We start from the raw sequence: 17,560 nt of genomic DNA, 5'->3' as shown, positions 1-17,560 counted from the left end.
ACGGTGAGGCGCTCGGTGCGCACCTGGGCACCCTCGAAGGTCAGCGTCGCCGGACGGGCGAGGGCGATGCGCGCGCCGGCCCGGGTGGCGGTGAAGGAGGCGAGGTCGAGGCGGTTCGGCGGGCCGGGCACGAGGCGGCCGGCGCTGGCGAGCGCGAAGCCACGGGCGCGGGCGGCGAGGGTGATGGCGGTCGCCTCGGGGGAGCCGTCGGCCTTCAGCTCGATGCGCTCGACGGTCTCGCCAGCGGCGACGAGGCGGTCCACCGTCGCTTCGCCGTCAAGCCGCGGCCGGCCGAAGAGATCCTCGGCGCGCAGGTCGGCGCGCAGGATGTTGAGGCTGGCGGCGCCGAAGACCATGCGCTGCCCGTCGCCTTGCACGGTGACCGACTGCCGGCCGCCGGTGGCATCGGCCGTCAGCGTGGCGCGCAGGCTGCCCGAGAGGCGGGTCAGCACCAGGGGCGAGAGGTCGTCGAGATTGCCCGCCGTGACCGCGAGACGGCCGCTGACGAGCCGGTCCTCGGAGAGCCGGCCCTGGCCCTCGGCAGAGACCGAGCCCAGCCGGGCGTTCAGCCGATCGAGAACCCAGGCGCTGCCCTGCTCCCGCGCGACGATGTCGGCGTTCAGCGGCTTGCCGTCGACGTCTCCGCCGGCGGTCACGGTGAAGGCGGGGGCCGAGCCGAGGGTCCGGCCGTCCACCACCAGGCGGAGGTCGCGGACCGGCCGGTTCATGGCGCGGACGCTGGGCGCCGCGACGGTGAGAGCCACCGAGGGGTCGAGCATCTCGCCGCTGACGCGGGCATCGGCGCGGGCTGTGCCGGCGAGCTGCCGGTCGACCTGCGAGAGGTCGGGAAGGGCGAGGGCCGCGCGCAGGTCGATGCGCCCGTCGCCGAGCGTTCCGTCGAGGCCGGCGGTGAGGTGGCGGCCGGAGAGCGTCACGCCTTCGAGCGTCATCACCTCGCGGCGGCGGATGATGGTGCCTGCGAGGGTCGCCTCGCGGCCGATCAGGCGGTCGGCGGTGGGATCGCCGAGGGCGAGGCCGGTCGCCCGGCCGTTCAGCACGGCGCGGGTGAGGGCCTGCGAGGGGTCGCCGGAGAGCGTCGCCGCCACATAGCCCTGGCCCGCGAGCGGGCGGCCGGCAAGGCGCGAGAAGGCGGCGAGCCGCAGGATGTCGCCCTGGATCTGGCCGTCCAGCAGCCGCGCGCCGGTACGGCCGGTGAAGGCGAGGCGCAGGTTCGGCGAGGTGACCGAGAGGTTCGAGACTTCGGTGACGGCCTCCTCGTTGACGATGGCGCGCAGGGTCAGGACGGCGCGTTGACCGATCGCCTCGGAGACGCCCCGGTCGGCGAGGGTGAGGCCGTCCACCTCGCCGTCCATGATGATGCGGTAGCGGGCCGAGCCCGGGCTCTCCGGCTCGGCGGATAGCATGGCGGTGAGGCTGGCGACGGAGGCCGCGGGACCCTCGAGCCCTCTGACGTCCAGCTTGCCCTCGACGCGCGGCGCGTTGAGGGCGCCCATGGCGCTGGCGTCGAAGACGAGGCGGGCGATGCGCGCGCCGCCGCGGGCCGTGGCGCCCTCGGTGTTGGGCAGGGCGCGGGCGCGGGCGGTGACGTTCAGTTCGTTGCGGGCGGTGAGGTAGCCCTGCGCCGTCAGCTCCGCGAGCTGGGAGGCGAGGCGGAAGGCCTCGATGGCGTATCCGCCGTCGTCGCCGAAGACGATGCGGCCCTGGAGGCGCGTGTCGCCGGCGAAGACGGCCGAGACGGCGGCCGGCAGCAGGCTCTCGATCCGTGCGTCAAGGTTGAGGCCGAGGCGGCGGATCTGGTCGTCGCGCGTCAGCACGGCATCGCCGCGGGCGTTGACGTCCGGTCCCGCGTCGAAGCCGATGCGGCCGCGCCAGTTGTCGAGGTGCCCGGCGCCAGCGACGTCGAGCTTGACCGGCGGCAGTCCCGGCAGGTTCGCGAGGCGGGCAGCGATGCCTCCCGCCGGCTCGTCGTGCTGCAGCGAGAGGTCGAGCTGCTGGGTGGCGGGCACGAAGGTGAGCTTCAGGGCCGAGAGGCCCTGGGCGTCCAGCCTGCGGATCTCGAGCGCGGCGTTGAGTCCTTCGGCCGGCGGGCCGAGGGTGGCGTTGCCCGAGGCCGTGAAGCGGGCGGCGACACCGAGCACCGGCTCGCCGAGGCGGAACTCACCGACGGCGAACTTGCCGATCTCGACCTTGAGCGGGAGCTCGGGGAGGAGCGGCCCGTCGGCCGCACGGGGCGCGTTGGGATCGGGGACGGGCCGGCGCAGGAGTTCCACCGTGCCGATCTCGAGGTTCTGGATTTCGAGGCGGCGCGACAGCAGCGCCACGCGCCGCCAGATCAGGCGGATCGTGTCGATCCTGAGATAGACGCCCTGGGCGTCGGCGATGGTGACGTTGCGGATCATCGCGTCGGAGGACAGGGGCCCCTCGACGGCGCCGATGGTGACGGTGGAGCCCGGCGAGGAGAGGGTGCGCGAGATGAAGCCGGCGAGGACGCCCTGGTCCTCCTGGGCCTGCGGCCGGGTCGGGGCCAGCATGACGCCCGCGACGACGAGGATGGCGAGGAGGCAGAAGGCGGCGAGGGTGCGGGCGCGCGTCATCAGAAGGCCTGCCCGATGCTGACGTAGAAGGCATAGGGCCTCTCGCCCTGACGGCGGGCGAGCGGCACGGCGACGTCGAAGCGGATGGGGCCGACGGCGGTGTAGTAGCGCAGCCCGAGGCCGGCGGCATAGCGCATGGGCGCCGAGCCGTCGGGGAAGGAGCCGGCATAGGCCTGGCCCATGTCGAAGAAGGGCACGATGCCGATGGTGTCGGTGAGCTTCACCCGCGCCTCGACCGAGGCCTCGAACAGGCTCATGCCGCCGGTGACGATGCCGCCGACCGTGCGGGGTCCGAGGCTCTTGTATTCGAAGCCGCGCACCGAGCCGCCGCCGCCGGCATAGAAGCGGCGGGAGGCCGGGATGGCGCCGAGCGTCCCGCCGAGGATCGAGCCGAAGGCGACGCGGCCGGCGAGGATGGTGCGGGCGGCATCGTCCAGCGCGTAATAGGTCGAGGCCTGGATGCGGCTGATGACGAAGGCGTCGGGCGCGTCGCCGAAGCCGAGATAGGGCGTCACGGTCGCCGTGACACGCACCCCGCGGGTCGGGTCGAGCGGCTTGTCCGTGGTGTCGTAGGAAGCGGCCAGCGGCACGCCGAGGAGGCCGTAGTCGAAGCGGCCCAGCACGTCCGTCGAGCGGCCGATCTCGCCCTCGACGCCGACGCGGACGTTGAAGCTGTCGGTGAAGCGGTGGCGGATCGCCGCCGTGCCGTTGACGACGTTGCTGGTGTAGAGCTCGGTCAGCTCGCGCTGGACGAAGGCGTCGACGAGCAGGTCGTTGCGCGTGCCCCAGAGCGCCGGCTTGAGGAAGGAGGCGGACAGGCGCCCGCCGATGTCGTCGGTGTTGAAGCCGCTGCGGTTTGAGCCGCCCGGCCAGTTCTGCGGGCCGGTGAAATAGAAGAGGTCGCCGTCGATGCGCAGGCGTTCGGCGCCGCCGAAGAGGTTGCGGTGGGCCCAGTAGGCCTTCAGCGCCGGCCCGTCGATGGTGGAATAGCGCACCGAGCCGCCGATGACGCGCAGCGGGCGCTCGGTGACCTCGACGTCCACGGGCAGCTGGCCGTTGGCGTCGAGGGCCGTGCCCTCGCGCACGCGCACGCCCCCGATCGCCTCGATGCGGGCCACCGAGCGGCGGATGTCGGCCATGGCGCGGCGGGAATAGGGATCGCCGCGCTCGGCATAGATGAAGGATCGCACCACGGCGGGGTCGACCTGCTTCGTGCCGGAGACTCCGATGCCGCCGATGCCGGCGCGGGCGCCGGGATCGACGACGAGGGTCAGGTCGACGGTGCGGGTGCCGTGGTCGATGACCGGCACGCGGCGGCCGACCTTGACGAAGGGGTGGCTCCGGTCGCGGAAATGGTCGGAGAGGGCGGCGGCCGCCTGGAGCACGTCGGCGGTGCGTGCGGGATCGCCGGGGGCGATGGTGACGACGCGCTGCGGCAGCTCGGCCGGGTCGAAGGGCAGGTCGCTGCGCTGGTCGAGCACGGCCACCCGGTCGAAGCGGTAGAGCGGCCCCGGCTCGATCATCACCGCCACGGGGACGAGGGCGCGGCCGCGCAGGCTGTCGATCGTGGCGCGCACGGAGCCGGAGGCCGGCCTGTCGAGGGCGATCACCTGGCCGCCGACGACGATCGAGACGCGAGCGGCGTAGTGACCCGAGCCCCAGAGGGCGTCGACGATGCGCGGGATATCGGCCTCGGCGCGGCGCATCAGTTCGTCGCCGGTCTGCGGGGGCTCCTGGCGGAGGCGATAGAGGATGGAGACGTCGCGGACGGCGGTGAGCACGGCGGCATCGCCGCCCAGCCCCTGGATCTGCAGGTCGTAGGCGACGGCATTGGCCGTGACGGCGGGCTTGTCCTCGCCGAACAGGCCGAAGGGATTGAAGGCGCGCGCAACCGGCGGCTGCGCCACGAGGGCGGCACCGACGAGAAGACCCATACCGATGCGGGATCGCTTCGTCCCGTCAGCCACCATTTCCGACCTTTCGGACGCGATACAAAACGAAATTCCGGAAGAACGAAGGTCAGGTTCCCACCGGCGTTGCGCCCGGAGAGACCTTAACCGGTCCGGGTGGTGCAAGTCGACCTTACGGACATGCCGTCGTGTGCGGTGGAACCGCACGTCGGACTGCTGCCATTCTCCCCCTCCCGCGAGCAGGCGGCAGCCCCTATGTTCCGCGCCATGAATAACATCATCAAGGTTGCCAATCTCTCAAAGCGCTACTCTTCCGGCTTCGAGGCGCTGAAGGGGATCGATCTCACCATCCGCAAGGGCGAGATCTTCGCGCTCCTCGGACCCAACGGCGCCGGCAAGACGACGCTGATCTCCACCATCTGCGGCATCGTCAGGCCGTCGGAGGGGACGGTGACGGTGGGAGGCCACGACATTGCCGCCGACTACCGCGCCGCCCGCAGCATGATCGGCCTGGTGCCGCAGGAACTGACCACCGATTCCTTCGAATCGGTCTGGGCGACCGTCACCTTCTCGCGCGGCCTGTTCGGCAAGCCCGCCGACCCCGGCCTGATCGAGCAGATCCTCCGGGACCTGTCCCTCTGGGAGAAGAAGGACGCGAAGATCATGACGCTCTCCGGCGGCATGAAGCGGCGCGTGATGATCGCCAAGGCGCTGTCGCACGAGCCCGACGTGCTCTTCCTCGACGAGCCGACGGCAGGCGTCGACGTCGAGCTCCTGCGCGACATGTGGCAACTCGTCGGAAGGCTGCGCGAGCGCGGCGCGACCATCATCCTCACCACCCACTACATCGAGGAGGCCGAGGAGATGGCCGACCGGGTCGGCGTCATCTCGAAAGGTCAGATCATCCTGGTCGAGGAGAAGGCCGCGCTGATGGCCAAGCTCGGCAAGAAGCAGCTGACGATCGAGCTGCAAAGCCGGATCGACGACCTTCCCCCGGCTCTCGCGCCCTTCAACCTCGGTCTCGCCGAGGGCGGCAATGCCCTCGTCTACACCTACGACACCCAGGCCGAACGCACCGGCATCACCGCCCTCCTGCAGGCGTTGGCGGAAGCGGGCCTCCGGCTGAAGGACCTCCACACGCGGCAGAGTTCGCTCGAGGAGATCTTCGTCAACCTTGTGAGCGACCGATGAACCTCCATGCGATCAAGGCCATCTACCTGTTCGAGATGGCGCGGACCTGGCGCACGATCTGGCAGAGCATCGTCTCGCCGGTCATCTCGACGTCGCTCTATTTCGTCGTCTTCGGCGCGGCCATCGGCTCGCGCATGCAGGAGATCGACGGCGTCGCCTACGGCGCCTTCATCGTGCCGGGGCTGATCATGCTCTCGCTGCTGACGCAGAGCATCTCCAACGCCTCGTTCGGCATCTACTTCCCGAAATTCACCGGCACGATCTACGAGGTGCTGTCGGCGCCGATCTCCACCTTCGAGATCGTCGCCGGCTATGTCGGCGCGGCGGCGACGAAGTCGGTGATCCTCGGGCTCATCATCCTGGCGACGGCTGCCTTCTTCGTGCCGCTGCGCATCGAGCATCCCCTGTGGATGCTCGCCTTCCTGGTGCTGACCGCGGTGACCTTCAGCCTGTTCGGCTTCATCACCGGCGGCTGGGCCGAGGGCTTCGAGCAGCTGCAGTTCGTGCCGATGCTGGTGGTGACGCCGCTGACCTTCCTCGGCGGGAGCTTCTACTCCATCGACATGCTGCCGCCGCTGTGGCGGACCATCAGCCTGTTCAACCCGGTCGTCTATCTGGTGAGCGGCTTCCGCTGGAGCTTCTTCGGCACGGCCGACGTCCATATCGGCGTCAGCGTGGCGATGACGCTGGTGTTCCTCTTGCTCTGCCTCGCGGGCATCGCCTGGATCTTCAGGACGGGCTACCGGCTCAAGGCCTGACCCCCCGGGGGATCAGGCGCGGGCGATGGCGGCGAGCTTCTTCTCGTCGAGGACCCGCACCGCCTCCGGCACGATCAGGATGATGCCGTCGCGTGCGAGTTTGGTCAGCGTCCGGCTCACCGTCTCGATGGTCAGGCCGAGATAGTCGGCCATGTCGATGCGCTGCATGGGCAGCTGGATGGTCACCGAGGGACCCTTGATCCGGGCCCAGCGCTCGCGCATGGCGACGAGGAAGGCTGCGACGCGCTCCTCGGCCGAGCGGCGGCCGATCAGCGTCATCTGCTCCTGGGCGATCACCAGCTCGTGGGTGGCGAATTCGTGCAGCCGGCGCAGGAAGTGCGGCTTGGCGGTGACGAGGTTGTCGAACTCGCGCCGGTCGAAGCGGCAGAGAGAGACATTGTCCACCGCGTCGGCGGAGAAGCCGTAGCGGTTGTGGAGCGCCAGCCCGAGGAAGTCGCCCGGCATGGCGAAGCCGATGATCTGGCGGCGGCCGTCGGACAGGAGCTTGTAAAGCCTGACGACGCCATCGGTGACGGAGAAGACCGACTCGGCCGTCTCGCCCTGGTGGATGAAGGTGGTCTTCCCGTCGGCATGGGTGTGATGGACGATGTCGTCCAGCTCGCCCAGCTCATCGGCGCCGAGCGCCGCGCAGACGGCGAGAGATCGCACCTTGCAGCTGTCGCAATAGTTGTCGCCGGGCTGACGCCCGCAGGCGTGAACCCGCGGCGGGAGCAGTTCGATCGATTCGGTCATGGCAGTGACCCTATGTGGGGGAACAAAGGCACTATGGCTCTTACATATTCACAAACTCATACACCTGTATTGATCCAGCGCAAGGACGTGATCCCGGGGGCTCGGCATGCTGTCGGATAAGCGTGCATTCTGGGAGCCTGCGCCTCGATGTTCAAAGGCCGCATCATCGACGCGAACGAGGCGATGACCGTCTTTGGCCTGGTGCGCCTGTGCTACCCCGACATCGGGATCGACGCCTGGCGGCAGCATCTGCAAGGGCTGGGCACCGGCAAACGCCGGCGTTCGGGCTGCGTGGTGGTCAACGACCAGCGCGGCTATGTGCACGCCGCCTGCCTCTATCGTGTGGCGCCGGACCCGCGCTCCGGGCGAAGGCTGGAACTGTCCTACCTGTCGAAGGCCGAACTTCCGGCCAGCACCGCACCGGACACGCTGTTCGACTTCGTCGACGAACTGGCGCGGGGCGAGGGTTGCTCCAGCATCCTCATCGAGGACACCGCCAGCGGAGCCACGCATGACCGGCTGGCGTCATGGACCGGCATCGACCAGGCGCTCGCCGCTCACAACTTCCGGCCAGGCTCCGTCGGGTTCATCAAGACGGTAGACCCCGTCCCGTCCTGACCCGGGACCACGCGCGCCGCCTCCGGAATCACGTCGTCGTCCATGATGGCCCGCCAGGCGGCGCCGTCGAGATCGTCGTACTGCCCCGTCCTGAGGGACCAGAGGAATGCGGCGAGGCCGAGCCCTCCCAGGCCCAGGGCGAGCGGCACCAGATAGACCAGCACGTCCATCGTTCATCTCCTCACAGCCGGCCGCGCCGCGCCCGGAGGGCATTGGCGGTGACGATCACCGACGAGCCCGACATGGCGAGTGCGGCAATCAGCGGGGTGACCCATCCGGCGATGGCGATGGGCACCGCGACCGCATTGTAGACCACGGCGATCCACAGGTTCTCCTTCATCAGCCGCAGGGCCGTGCGCGACACGGCGAGGGCGTGCGCGACGGGCGCCAGCCTGTCGCCGAGAAAGACCGCATCGGCCGCCGCCTGGGTAAGGTGGACGGCGGTGATCGGCGACATGGAGACATGGGCGCGGGCGAGGGCGGGAGCATCGTTCAGGCCGTCGCCGACCATCAGCACGCGGCGGCCCTCGGCCTTCAGGGCGTCGAGGCGGGCGATCTTGTCGGCGGGCCTCATGCCCCCGGCGGCGGCGATGCCGAGGGCGGCCGCGACGGTGGCGACGGCTTCGGGCCGATCGCCGGAGAGGATCTCCATGGCGAGCCCCGCCTTGCGAAGGGCGGCGACAACCGCCGCCGCATCCGGGCGAAGCACCTGGCGGACGGCGAACACGTGAGCGAGGTCGCCGTGGCGGAAGGCGATGAGGGAGGCGTCGGGATGAGCTGCGGCGACAGCCGCGCCTTCGGCAACCGCGTCGCAGAAGGCGAGGCTGCCGAGGCGGATCTCGACGCCGTCGACCACGGCGCGGACGCCCCGGCCGGCCTCCTCCGTCGCCTCTTCGAGCGGCCTGCCGCCCGGCACGGCCGCCGCGAGGGCACGGGCCAGCGGATGGTGGGAGGACAGGGCGAGCCGGCCGGCGAGGGCGAAGGCCTCGTCGGAGAGGCCGGCGGGCCGGTCGAGTGCCGGATCTGGCAGGGTGAGCGTGCCGGTCTTGTCGAAGACGACGGTGTCGACCGCGGCGAGCCGCTCCAGCGCGTCGCCCGACTGCAGCAGGACATGGGCCTTGAACAGGGCTCCGGAGGCGACGACCTGGACGGCGGGAATGGCGAGGCCGAGGGCGCAGGGGCAGGTGATGATGAGCACCGTGATGGCGATGATCAGGGCCGGCTGCCAGGCGAGGCCGGCGATGATCCACCCCGCCAGCGTGGCGATGGCGGTGACGTGAACCACCGGCGAGTAGAGCGCGGCTGCGCGGTCGGCGAGGCGGCGATAGGAGGAGCGGGCCTCGAGCGCGGTCTCGAGGAGGCGGCCGACCTCGTCGAGGAGGGTGCCGCGGGCGGCGGCCCGCACCTCGACGGTAAGGCTGCCCGCAGTGTTGAGCGTGCCGGCATAGACGGCGTCGCCCGGACCCACCTCCTGCGGCAGGGTCTCGCCGGTGACGAGGCTCTGGTCGAGGGCGGAACGGCCAGCGACGATCACGCCGTCGACGGCGACGCGCTCGCCGGGGCGGACCAACACCCGTTCGCCCGCCGCGATGGCGGCGATGGGCACCTGGCGCAGCGTGCCGTCCGGCAGGATCCTGACGGCGGTCTCGGCCCTGAGGGCCGCGATGTTGGCCGCGACACTGCGGGTCTTGCGCCGCATCAGCTGCTCGAAATAACGGCCGATGAGCAGGAAGAAGAGCAGCATCACCGCGCTGTCGAAATAGGCATGGGTGGCGTGGTGGGCGGTCTCCACCAGGGACATGCCGACGGCGAGGAGCACGCCGAGGGAGATCGGCACGTCCATGTTGAGCTGGCGGGCGGCGATGGCCATGCGCGCCGAGCGGAAGAAGGGCCGGCCGGCGTAGGCGACGGCCGGCACGGCGATGAGAGCCGAGAGCCAGTGGAAGAAGTCGCGCTGCTCCTGGGTGATGTCGCTGACGTTGCCCGACCAGACCGACACCGACAGCAGCATGATGTTCATCATGGCGAAGCCGGCGACGCCGAGGCACTGGAGCAGGAAGCGCGCCTCGCGCGCCTCCTCGCCCTCGACCGCCTTGGGGTCGAAGGGGAAGGCGCGGAAGCCCATGGCGGCGAGGCGCTGGACGATGGCCTGCGGCGTGGTGGCGGCCTCGCGCCATTCGACGGTGAGGCGGCGGTGGGTGAGATTGATGCGCGCGGTCTCGACGCCGGGCTCGTGGGCGAGGCCCTGCTCGATGACCGGCATGCAGGCGGCGCAGGTGATGCCGTCGACGGCGAAGTCCATGCGGGCGCGGCCGTCGCCGAGGGGCTCGACGAAGAGCGAGAGGTCGGTCCCCGCGACGGGTGGCGGGGCCGGCGCCGCCACATCGAGGCGCGGCGGGTCGGCCGTGAGGGCGGTGCTCATGGCGGCCTCAGGGCAGCATGACGCGGTTGCGCGAGCGGTAGAGCGTCTCGCCGTCGCGCTCGACCTCGATGACGAGGTCGTGGGCGCCGGCGACGAGGCCCTCGGCCGTGCCCACATAGAGGCCCGGCCCGCTGCGCGTCACGTCGAAGCTGCGGTCGTTGGCGCGGCGGGCCGCGTGCTGCACCTGCGCCTTGACGGTGATGCGCTCGACCGGCGCGCCCTGCGGCTCCCGCACCGAGACGGTGACGGCGCCGACGCCGCCGGCGTCGCGGTCGACGCCGGCCTCGACCTTCCAGGCGCGGGCGTCGCGCAGGCGCGCGTCGGCGAGGTCGCGGTTGAAGCGTTGGCTCGCGCGGTAGGAGCTGTCGGTGGTCAGGCCGGGCATGGTGTCGAGGGCGACCGACAGCATGATCGCGTTGACGGTGAAGACCACGCCGAAGAAGGCGACGAAACCGAAGAAGACCGCACGGCCGGTGAGGCGGCGTTCGCGGGGGAGGGCAGGGGCGGCGGATCCGGACATCGGGGGGTCCTTCGGGTCAGCGTGAGATGAAGTGGTCCGAGACGCTCACCTTCTCGCCCGAGCCGAGCTCGGTGATGCGGAAGGTGACGCGGGTCGAGGCGGGGAGGTCGGCCGGCTTGGCGGCGGTGACGTGGACGATGACCTCGCGGGTGGAGTCGGGACCGATGTCGATGACCGGCCAGTCGCCGGAGGTCATGGTCACGCCGACGGCGGTGAGCCTGGCCAGCGGCAGGTCGTCGACGGCGAGCACGAAGATGCGGTGCAGCGGCCGCTTGTTGAGGATGCGCACGGTGTAGCTGTTGCGCACGGACCCGTCGGAGAGCTGGACGAAGAGCGGGTTGCGGTCGTGCAGCACGGAGAGATCGGTGAAGGAGCGGGTCATCAGGCCGTAGAGCATGACGAGGCCGACCGCCCCGATCATGGCGGCATAGAGGACCGTGCGGGTGCGGACGATGGGATAGACCTCGTCGAGCCCCTGCCGCCGCCGGTCGATATTGACGTCGTTGTCGTAGGCGATGAGGCCGAGGGGCCGGTTCACCTTGGTCATGACCGTGTTGCAGGCGTCGATGCAGAGGCCGCACTGGATGCAGCCGAGCTGGGCGCCGTCGCGGATGTCGACGCCGGTCGGGCAGACGACCACGCACTGGCGGCAGTCGATGCAGTCGCCGGCCGGCTGTTCCGCCTCGCGCGCCTTCACGGCGGCCTTCATCGACATGCGCGGCTCGCCGCGGTCGTAGCGGTAGGTGACGTTGAGGGCGTACTGGTCGGTCAGCGCCGCCTGGATACGCGGCCAGGGGCACATGTAGAGGCAGACCTGCTCCTTCATCAGCCCGGCCAGGGCATAGGTCGTGAAGGTGAGGATGCCGATCCAGATATAGGCGATCGCGGGTGCCTGGAAGGTGGCGAGGTCCTTCACCAGGGTCGGCGCGTCGGCGAAATAGAGAACCCACGCGCCGCCGGTCCACCAGGCGATCATCAGCCAGAGGACATGCTTGAGCACCTTGCGGCCGGCCTTGGCCGCCGACATCGGCTGGCTGTCGGCAATCATCCGTTCGCGCCGGTCGCCCTCGACCCAGCGCTCCACGGTGGTGAAGAGGTCGGTCCAGACCGTCTGCGGGCAGAGATAGCCGCACCAGACGCGGCCGGCGACGGCGTTCATCAGGAACAGGATGAGCGCGGCCATCACCAGGAGGCCGGTGAAATAGTAGATTTCCTGCGGCCATATCTCGATGAAGAAGAAGTAGAAGCGGTTGTTGGCGATATCCACCAGCACCGCCTGGTCGGGCTGGTTGGGGCCGCGATACCAGCGCAGGAAGGGCAGGAAGTAGTAGACGCCGAGGCAGATGAAGAGGACCGCCCACTTGATGGTGCGCAGCCGCCCCTTGACGCTCTGCTGGTAGATCTCGCGCCGGCTCTCGTAGAGAGGTTCGTCCTCGGCCACGACGACGTGGGGCTCCTCCGCTTGGGCAGCGGACTTGCGGGCGGCGGGGCTGAGAAGGTCCGACATGGGGCGTCCCGGGGGGAAGGCATGCCACGCATGGCGGCATGGCGGGACCATCTGCCAATTGCGCCGGCGGGGCCTTGACCTGCCTCAACAGCACCCTGTGAAAAGAAGAAGGTGCGCGCCGCTGCCACGGCGCGCACCCCCTATCCGCGCTGGAGAACGATCGGGCTTACTGCCCGCCACCCAGCGCGTGGACGTAGACGGCGAGGGACTTCACCGTCGTCTCGTCGAGGCGGGTCACCCAGCCGGGCATGACGCCGCCGCGGCCCTGGTTGATCGTCTCGATGATGGTCTTCTCGTCGGAGCCGTAGAGATAGTTGCGGCTCGTGAGGTTCGGGGCGCCGAGCTCGCGGTTGCCGCGGCCGTCCTCGCCGTGGCACGCGGCGCAGTTGGCGGTGAACAGCTCCTTGCCCTTGGCGAGATCGGCGTTCGGCCGGGTGGACTGGCCGGACAGCGACCGCACGAAGTTCGCCACGGTGATCACCTCGTCGGGCTTCAGCACGCCGTTGGGGCCGCCGAGGGGCGGCATCACGCCCTGGCGGGCCCGATCGTCGCCGTTGCGGATGCCGAAGGCGATGGTCTGGTGGATGTCGGCGATGCCGCCGCCCCAGAGCCAGGTGTCGTCGCGCAGGTTCGGGAAGCTGCGCGATCCCGTGGCCGAGAGGCCGTGGCAGGGGGCGCAGTTGTCGCCGAAGGCCGCCTTGCCCTGGGCGAGGGCGAAGGTGAGGAGGGTCGGATCCTTGGCGATGTCCTCCAGCGGCGTGCGGGCGAGGGCGGAGGCCCGCTCGGCCCTCAGGGCCTTCAGGGCGTCGAGCTCGCGCGTCACGTCTTGGCGGGAGGCGTAGCCGAAGACGCCCTTGGTGTAGTTCGTCACCAGCGGCCAGGACGGATAGACGACCCAGTAGCCGATGGACCAGACGATGGTGGCGTAGAAGATGTAGAGCCACCATTTCGGCAGGGGCGAGTTCAACTCCTTGATGCCGTCCCACTCGTGGCCGGTGGTGGTGCGGCCCGTGGCGTGGTCGATTTCAGGTTGGACGGCCATGATTCACTCCTCCCTCAACGGGATCTGGGCGGCCTCGTCGAAGCGCGTCTTGTTGCGGGGCCAGAAGGCGTAGACGGCGATCGCCAGGAACATGCCGACGAAGTAGAGAAGCCCGACCGTCTGGGCGAAGCTGGCAAGCGTGGAATAGGTGCTCATGAGATCCTCGCGGCTCAGCGGATGTTGGCGCTGGCGTCGTAGGTGCGGAAATTCACCATCGTGCCGAGCACCTGCAGGTAGGCGACGAGCGCATCCATCTCGGTGACCGTGCCGGCGGCGGCGGCGGTCGGGTTGCCGCCGAAGGCGCGCACCGTGGCGCCGGGATAGCGGGTCTGGAGCGCCTGCACGTTGGGGCTGTCCGGATTGACCTGCGTCCTCATGTCGACGAGGGCGTTGGCGATCTGGTCGGACGAGTAGGGGACGCCGCCGAGGCGGTTGGTGGCGAGGTGCCCGGCGACCTGCTCGGGCCGGATCTCGGCCTGGGCGAGGAAGGCGTAGCCCGGCATGATCGACTGCGGCACGATCGAGCGGGGATTGGCGAGGTGGGCGACGTGCCACTCGTCGGAATATTTGCCGCCGACGCGGGCGAGATCCGGGCCGGTCCGCTTGGAGCCCCACTGGAAGGGCTTGTCGTACATGCTCTCGGCCGCCAGCGAGTAGTGGCCGTAGCGCTCCACCTCGTCGCGCAGCGGGCGGATCATCTGGCTGTGGCAGTTGTAGCAGCCCTCGCGGACGTAGATGGAGCGGCCGGCCAGTTCGAGCGGTGTGTAGGGACGCACGCCCTCCACCTTCTCGATGGTGCTCCTCAGATAGAAGAGCGGGGCGATCTCGACGAGGCCGCCGATGGCGACCACCACCAGGATGCCGACGGTGAGGATGATCGAGTTCTTCTCGAAGATGGCGTGCTTGTTCCAGAGCGACATGGTCTCTCTCCTCACTCGGCCGGCACGAGGGCGGGGGTGGCTTCAGGCTCTGCAGCCTCGCCCGCGCGCACCGTCATGATCAGGTTGTAGGCCATGATCAGCGAGCCGATGACGAACAGGGCGCCACCGAAAGCACGGATCACGTAGTAGGGGTGCATGGCGTCGACCGTCTCGATGAAGGAGTATTCGAGGAAGCCGAGGGCGGTGTAGGCGCGCCACATCAGACCCTGCATGATGCCGGCGACCCACATGGCCGAGATGTAGAAGACGATCCCGAGGGTCGAGACCCAGAAGTGCCATTCGACCAGCCGGTTCGAATAGAGCTGCTTCCTGTTCCACAGCCACGGCACGAGGCAGTAGACGGCGCCGAAGGAGATGTAGGCGACCCAGCCGAGCGCGCCGGAATGGACGTGGCCGATGGTCCAGTCGGTGTAGTGCGACAGGGAGTTCACCGCCTTGATGGACATGAGCGGACCCTCGAAGGTCGACATGCCGTAGAAGGCGAGCGAGACCACCATCATGCGCAGCACGGGGTCGGTGCGCAGCTTGTCCCAGGCGCCCGAGAGCGTCATCAGGCCGTTGATCATGCCACCCCACGAGGGCATCCACAGCATCACGGAGAAGGTCATGCCGAGGGTCTGCGCCCAGTCGGGCAGGGCGGTGTAGTGGAGGTGATGCGGGCCGGCCCAGATGTAGAGGAAGATCAGGGCCCAGAAGTGCACGATGGACAGGCGGTAGGAGTAGATCGGCCGCTCGGCGCGCTTCGGCACGAAGTAGTACATGATGGCGAGGAAGCCGGCGGTCAGGAAGAAGCCGACCGCGTTGTGGCCGTACCACCACTGGAACATTGCGTCCTGGACACCGGACCAGACGATGTAGCTCTTCGGCGAGAAGATGGAGACCGGGATCGCCGCGTTGTTGCCGAGATGGAGGACGGCGATCGTGACGATGAAGGCGAGGTAGAACCAGTTCGCCACGAAGATGTGGGGTTCCTTGCGCTTCCAGAGGGTCGCGAGGAAGACGAGGAGATAGACGACCCAGACGACGGTGAGGAACAGGTCAGCGTACCACTCGGGCTCGGCGTATTCCTTGCCCTGGGTGATGCCCAGCAGGTAGCCCGTGCCGGCGATGACGATGAAGAAGTTGTAGCCGAGGATGACGAACCAGGGCGCGATCTCGCCGGCGAGGCGGGCGCGGCAGGTCTTCTGGACCACGTAGAAGGAGGTCGCGAGCAGCACGTTGCCGCCGAAGGCGAAGATCACCGCAGAGGTGTGCAGCGGGCGGAGCCGGCCGAAATTGATCCAGGGCAGGTCGAAGTTCAGTGCCGGCCAGGCGAGCTGGCTGGCGATGATGAGGCCCACGGTGAAGCCGGCGATGCCCCAGAATACTGCGGCCACGACGGCGAACTGGACGGGCGCCATGTTGTAGTTCGGCTTGCCGTCGATCTCCTGCGGGATGGAGGCCGAGCGCCCCATGTAGCGGTTGCCGAGGGCGAAGATGGCGCCGATCGACCCTGCGGCGAAGAGATAGACGTGGAAGGAATAGGCCGGATCGACCGAGCCTGACGCAATGTACAGGCACAGGAGAGCGGTGGCGGCGAAGGCCACCATGCTGGTGACCTCCGGTACTGACAATGTCTTGTGGGCTTGACCCTGGCTCATCTCGTGCCCCTCGTCCGGCATGGCGGCAGGTCCGCCGCAACAGGCGATCCCGCATTGCACAGCACCAATGGCAGGCGCAGCGGGGCGGACATTGATGTGCATCAAGATGGGCCGTCGGCCGGAGCGGACGTTCCGGGGGCGTTGATTTCGATCAACGCGCGGGCGCGGATGCCGGTGAAAATCCCGATCGTGGGCGGATATGTCGCCGCCTCGCCCGGAGGTCCGCCCCCATGACGTCCCTGTCGCCCGCCGTGCCTGCCAGCTGCGACTCGTCCCGCCCGGCGGACGGCATCCACCCGGCGTCGCTGGGCAACATCGCCCTCGCCGAAAAGGCGGTGCCGCGCTACACTTCCTACCCGACGGCGCCGCATTTCACTCCGGCCGTGACCGCCGACACCTACCGCGCGTGGCTCGGCGAGCTGTCGCCCTGCACCAGCCTGTCGCTCTACCTCCACGTGCCCTTCTGCGCGGCCATGTGCGCCTATTGCGGCTGCCACACCAAGGTCACGCGCCGCAGCGAGCCGGTGACGGCCTATCGCGATCACCTGCTCGCCGAGATCGACCTCGTGGCCCGGCTGACCCCGGCCCGCCAGGTGCGCCATCTGCACTGGGGCGGCGGTACGCCCTCCATGCTGGGCGAGGCAGGGCTGACGGCGATCGCCGAACGGCTCGCGCAGCGGTTCCGAATCGGTCCCGGCGCCGAGCACGCCATCGAACTCGACCCGCGCCAGCTCGACCGCGGCCTCGCCGCGGCGCTGAAGCGGGTGGGCGTGACGCGGGCGAGCCTCGGGGTCCAGGACCTCAACCCCCACGTCCAGGAAGCCATCGGCCGCATCCAGCCGCTCGCGGTCGTCGCGGCCGCGGTCGAGGCGCTGCATGCCGCCGGCATCGACGCGCTCAGCTTCGACCTCATGTACGGCCTGCCGCACCAGAGCATGGCCGATCTCATGCGCACCATCGACCTCGCCACGGCCATGCGGCCGAGCCGCATCTCGCTCTTCGGCTATGCGCATGTGCCCTGGTTCAAGACCCATCAGCGCCTCATCGACGAGCAGGCCCTGCCAGACGCGGTGGAGCGCTTCCGCCAGCAGACGGCGGCGCGCGAGGCGCTGCAGGCGCGCGGCTACGAGGCCGTCGGCCTCGACCACTTCGCCCGCCCCGAAGACGCCATGGCGGTGGCGGCGCGCGACCAGCGGCTGAAACGCAACTTCCAGGGCTACACCACCGACGACGCGGAGGCGCTGATCGGCTTCGGCGCCTCGGCCATCGGCCGCCTGCCTCGGGGTTTCGTGCAGAACGCGCCGGACATCGGCGGCTACCAGCGGGCGGTCGCGGCCGGCGCCCCGGCGACGGTGCGCGGCCTCGCCCTGTCGCTGGAGGACCGGGTGCGGGCCGACGCCATCGAGCGGCTGATGTGCGACTTCTCCGCCGATCTCGAGGCGGTCGCCCGGCGCCACGGCGTCGCGGGCGACTTCTTCGACAGCGACCTCGCCGGCCTCGTGCCGCTGGAGAGCCAGGGCCTCGTCTCGCGCTCGGACCGGACCGTGGTGGTGAGCGAGGCGGGCCGGCCCCTGGTGCGCGTCGTCGCCTCGCTGTTCGACGCCCATCTCGCCAAGGCGGGCCGCCATTCCAGCGCCGTCTGA

Annotated in this window: 13 protein-coding genes and 2 pseudogenes; 4 read left to right on the top strand and 11 right to left on the bottom strand. The window is 69.7% G+C overall.

The window, feature by feature from the left end:
• Both ACT6XY_RS09990 and ACT6XY_RS09985 read right to left on the bottom strand, forming a co-directional pair.
• Positions 1-2,615 (bottom strand): annotated as a pseudogene (locus ACT6XY_RS09990) (translocation/assembly module TamB domain-containing protein); the annotation flags it as partial.
• Positions 2,615-4,549, bottom strand: coding sequence for an autotransporter assembly complex protein TamA (locus ACT6XY_RS09985; protein ID WP_444748184.1), 1,935 nt, complete (start codon positions 4,547-4,549; stop codon positions 2,615-2,617). The gene ACT6XY_RS09985 and the pseudogene ACT6XY_RS09990, both read right to left, overlap by 1 nt.
• 243 nt (positions 4,550-4,792) lie before the next feature.
• On the opposite strand from ACT6XY_RS09985, the gene ACT6XY_RS09980 reads away from it, so the two are divergent.
• Together ACT6XY_RS09980 and ACT6XY_RS09975 are read left to right on the top strand one after the other, a co-directional pair.
• The gene (locus ACT6XY_RS09980; protein WP_444748183.1) at positions 4,793-5,716 is read left to right on the top strand and encodes an ABC transporter ATP-binding protein; all 924 of its coding nucleotides are present in this window, start codon (positions 4,793-4,795) and stop codon (positions 5,714-5,716) included.
• A complete protein-coding gene (locus ACT6XY_RS09975; protein WP_444748182.1) occupies positions 5,713-6,474 on the top strand; it encodes an ABC transporter permease in 762 nt (253 codons plus the stop codon). Before ACT6XY_RS09980 ends, ACT6XY_RS09975 begins: the two co-directional genes overlap by 4 nt.
• Before the next feature lie 12 nt (positions 6,475-6,486).
• Here the strand turns inward: ACT6XY_RS09975 and ACT6XY_RS09970 are convergent, their stop codons facing one another.
• The gene (locus tag ACT6XY_RS09970; protein ID WP_444748181.1) at positions 6,487-7,227 is read right to left on the bottom strand and encodes a helix-turn-helix domain-containing protein; all 741 of its coding nucleotides are present in this window, start codon (positions 7,225-7,227) and stop codon (positions 6,487-6,489) included.
• Between the two features lie 147 nt (positions 7,228-7,374).
• Between ACT6XY_RS09970 and ACT6XY_RS09965 the strand changes: the two genes are divergently transcribed.
• Positions 7,375-7,845, top strand: a complete 471-nt coding sequence (locus ACT6XY_RS09965; protein ID WP_444748180.1) for a hypothetical protein — start codon at positions 7,375-7,377, stop codon at positions 7,843-7,845.
• Between the two features lie 17 nt (positions 7,846-7,862).
• On the opposite strand, the pseudogene ccoS reads toward ACT6XY_RS09965, so the two are convergent.
• The 8 genes and pseudogenes from ccoS to ccoN form a co-directional block, all read right to left on the bottom strand.
• A pseudogene (gene ccoS / locus ACT6XY_RS09960) lies at positions 7,863-8,015 on the bottom strand (cbb3-type cytochrome oxidase assembly protein CcoS); the annotation flags it as partial.
• An 11-nt stretch (positions 8,016-8,026) separates the two neighbouring features.
• Positions 8,027-10,147 (bottom strand): heavy metal translocating P-type ATPase, encoded by a 2,121-nt coding sequence (locus ACT6XY_RS09955; RefSeq protein WP_444748186.1) that lies wholly within the window; start codon positions 10,145-10,147, stop codon positions 8,027-8,029.
• Between the two features lie 127 nt (positions 10,148-10,274).
• On the bottom strand, positions 10,275-10,787 hold the full coding sequence (locus ACT6XY_RS09950) for a FixH family protein (RefSeq protein ID WP_444748179.1): 513 nt from the start codon (positions 10,785-10,787) through the stop codon (positions 10,275-10,277).
• A gap of 16 nt (positions 10,788-10,803) precedes the next feature.
• Positions 10,804-12,294, bottom strand: coding sequence for a cytochrome c oxidase accessory protein CcoG (gene ccoG, locus ACT6XY_RS09945; RefSeq protein WP_444748178.1), 1,491 nt, complete (start codon positions 12,292-12,294; stop codon positions 10,804-10,806).
• 166 nt (positions 12,295-12,460) lie between these two features.
• On the bottom strand, positions 12,461-13,336 hold the full coding sequence (ccoP, locus tag ACT6XY_RS09940) for a cytochrome-c oxidase, cbb3-type subunit III (RefSeq protein ID WP_444748177.1): 876 nt from the start codon (positions 13,334-13,336) through the stop codon (positions 12,461-12,463).
• Positions 13,337-13,339: 3 nt separating this feature from the next.
• Entirely contained in the window at positions 13,340-13,492 is a 153-nt protein-coding gene (locus tag ACT6XY_RS09935) for a cbb3-type cytochrome c oxidase subunit 3 (protein ID WP_444748176.1), read from the bottom strand.
• A gap of 14 nt (positions 13,493-13,506) precedes the next feature.
• Positions 13,507-14,256 carry a cytochrome-c oxidase, cbb3-type subunit II gene (gene ccoO / locus ACT6XY_RS09930; RefSeq protein WP_444748175.1) on the bottom strand — a complete coding sequence of 250 codons (750 nt, stop codon included), beginning with the start codon at positions 14,254-14,256 and terminating at the stop codon, positions 13,507-13,509.
• A gap of 11 nt (positions 14,257-14,267) precedes the next feature.
• On the bottom strand, positions 14,268-15,917 hold the full coding sequence (gene ccoN / locus ACT6XY_RS09925; protein WP_444748174.1) for a cytochrome-c oxidase, cbb3-type subunit I: 1,650 nt from the start codon (positions 15,915-15,917) through the stop codon (positions 14,268-14,270).
• Positions 15,918-16,147: 230 nt separating this feature from the next.
• On the opposite strand from ccoN, the gene hemN reads away from it, so the two are divergent.
• Positions 16,148-17,560 (top strand): oxygen-independent coproporphyrinogen III oxidase, encoded by a 1,413-nt coding sequence (gene hemN, locus ACT6XY_RS09920; protein WP_444748173.1) that lies wholly within the window; start codon positions 16,148-16,150, stop codon positions 17,558-17,560.

The organism is Phreatobacter sp. (assembly GCF_052440005.1).
GTDB lineage: Bacteria > Pseudomonadota > Alphaproteobacteria > Rhizobiales > Phreatobacteraceae > Phreatobacter.
Note: the sequence above shows the minus strand (reverse complement) of the source record. Positions and strands in the feature narration are given on the sequence as shown.

Excerpts from the sequence above, each read along its gene's own strand:
- ACT6XY_RS09985 (WP_444748184.1), bottom strand. The coding sequence starts at position 4,549 with ATGGGTCTTCTCGTCGGTGCCGCCCTCGTGGCGCAGCCGCCGGTTGCG.
- ACT6XY_RS09980 (WP_444748183.1), top strand. The coding sequence starts at position 4,793 with ATGAATAACATCATCAAGGTTGCCAATCTCTCAAAGCGCTACTCTTCC.
- ACT6XY_RS09975 (WP_444748182.1), top strand. The coding sequence starts at position 5,713 with ATGAACCTCCATGCGATCAAGGCCATCTACCTGTTCGAGATGGCGCGG.
- ACT6XY_RS09970 (WP_444748181.1), bottom strand. The coding sequence starts at position 7,227 with ATGACCGAATCGATCGAACTGCTCCCGCCGCGGGTTCACGCCTGCGGG.
- ACT6XY_RS09965 (WP_444748180.1), top strand. The coding sequence starts at position 7,375 with ATGTTCAAAGGCCGCATCATCGACGCGAACGAGGCGATGACCGTCTTT.
- ACT6XY_RS09955 (WP_444748186.1), bottom strand. The coding sequence starts at position 10,147 with ATGGACTTCGCCGTCGACGGCATCACCTGCGCCGCCTGCATGCCGGTC.
- ACT6XY_RS09950 (WP_444748179.1), bottom strand. The coding sequence starts at position 10,787 with ATGTCCGGATCCGCCGCCCCTGCCCTCCCCCGCGAACGCCGCCTCACC.
- ccoG (WP_444748178.1), bottom strand. The coding sequence starts at position 12,294 with ATGTCGGACCTTCTCAGCCCCGCCGCCCGCAAGTCCGCTGCCCAAGCG.
- ccoP (WP_444748177.1), bottom strand. The coding sequence starts at position 13,336 with ATGGCCGTCCAACCTGAAATCGACCACGCCACGGGCCGCACCACCACC.
- ACT6XY_RS09935 (WP_444748176.1), bottom strand. The coding sequence starts at position 13,492 with ATGAGCACCTATTCCACGCTTGCCAGCTTCGCCCAGACGGTCGGGCTT.
- ccoO (WP_444748175.1), bottom strand. The coding sequence starts at position 14,256 with ATGTCGCTCTGGAACAAGCACGCCATCTTCGAGAAGAACTCGATCATC.
- ccoN (WP_444748174.1), bottom strand. The coding sequence starts at position 15,917 with ATGAGCCAGGGTCAAGCCCACAAGACATTGTCAGTACCGGAGGTCACC.
- hemN (WP_444748173.1), top strand. The coding sequence starts at position 16,148 with ATGACGTCCCTGTCGCCCGCCGTGCCTGCCAGCTGCGACTCGTCCCGC.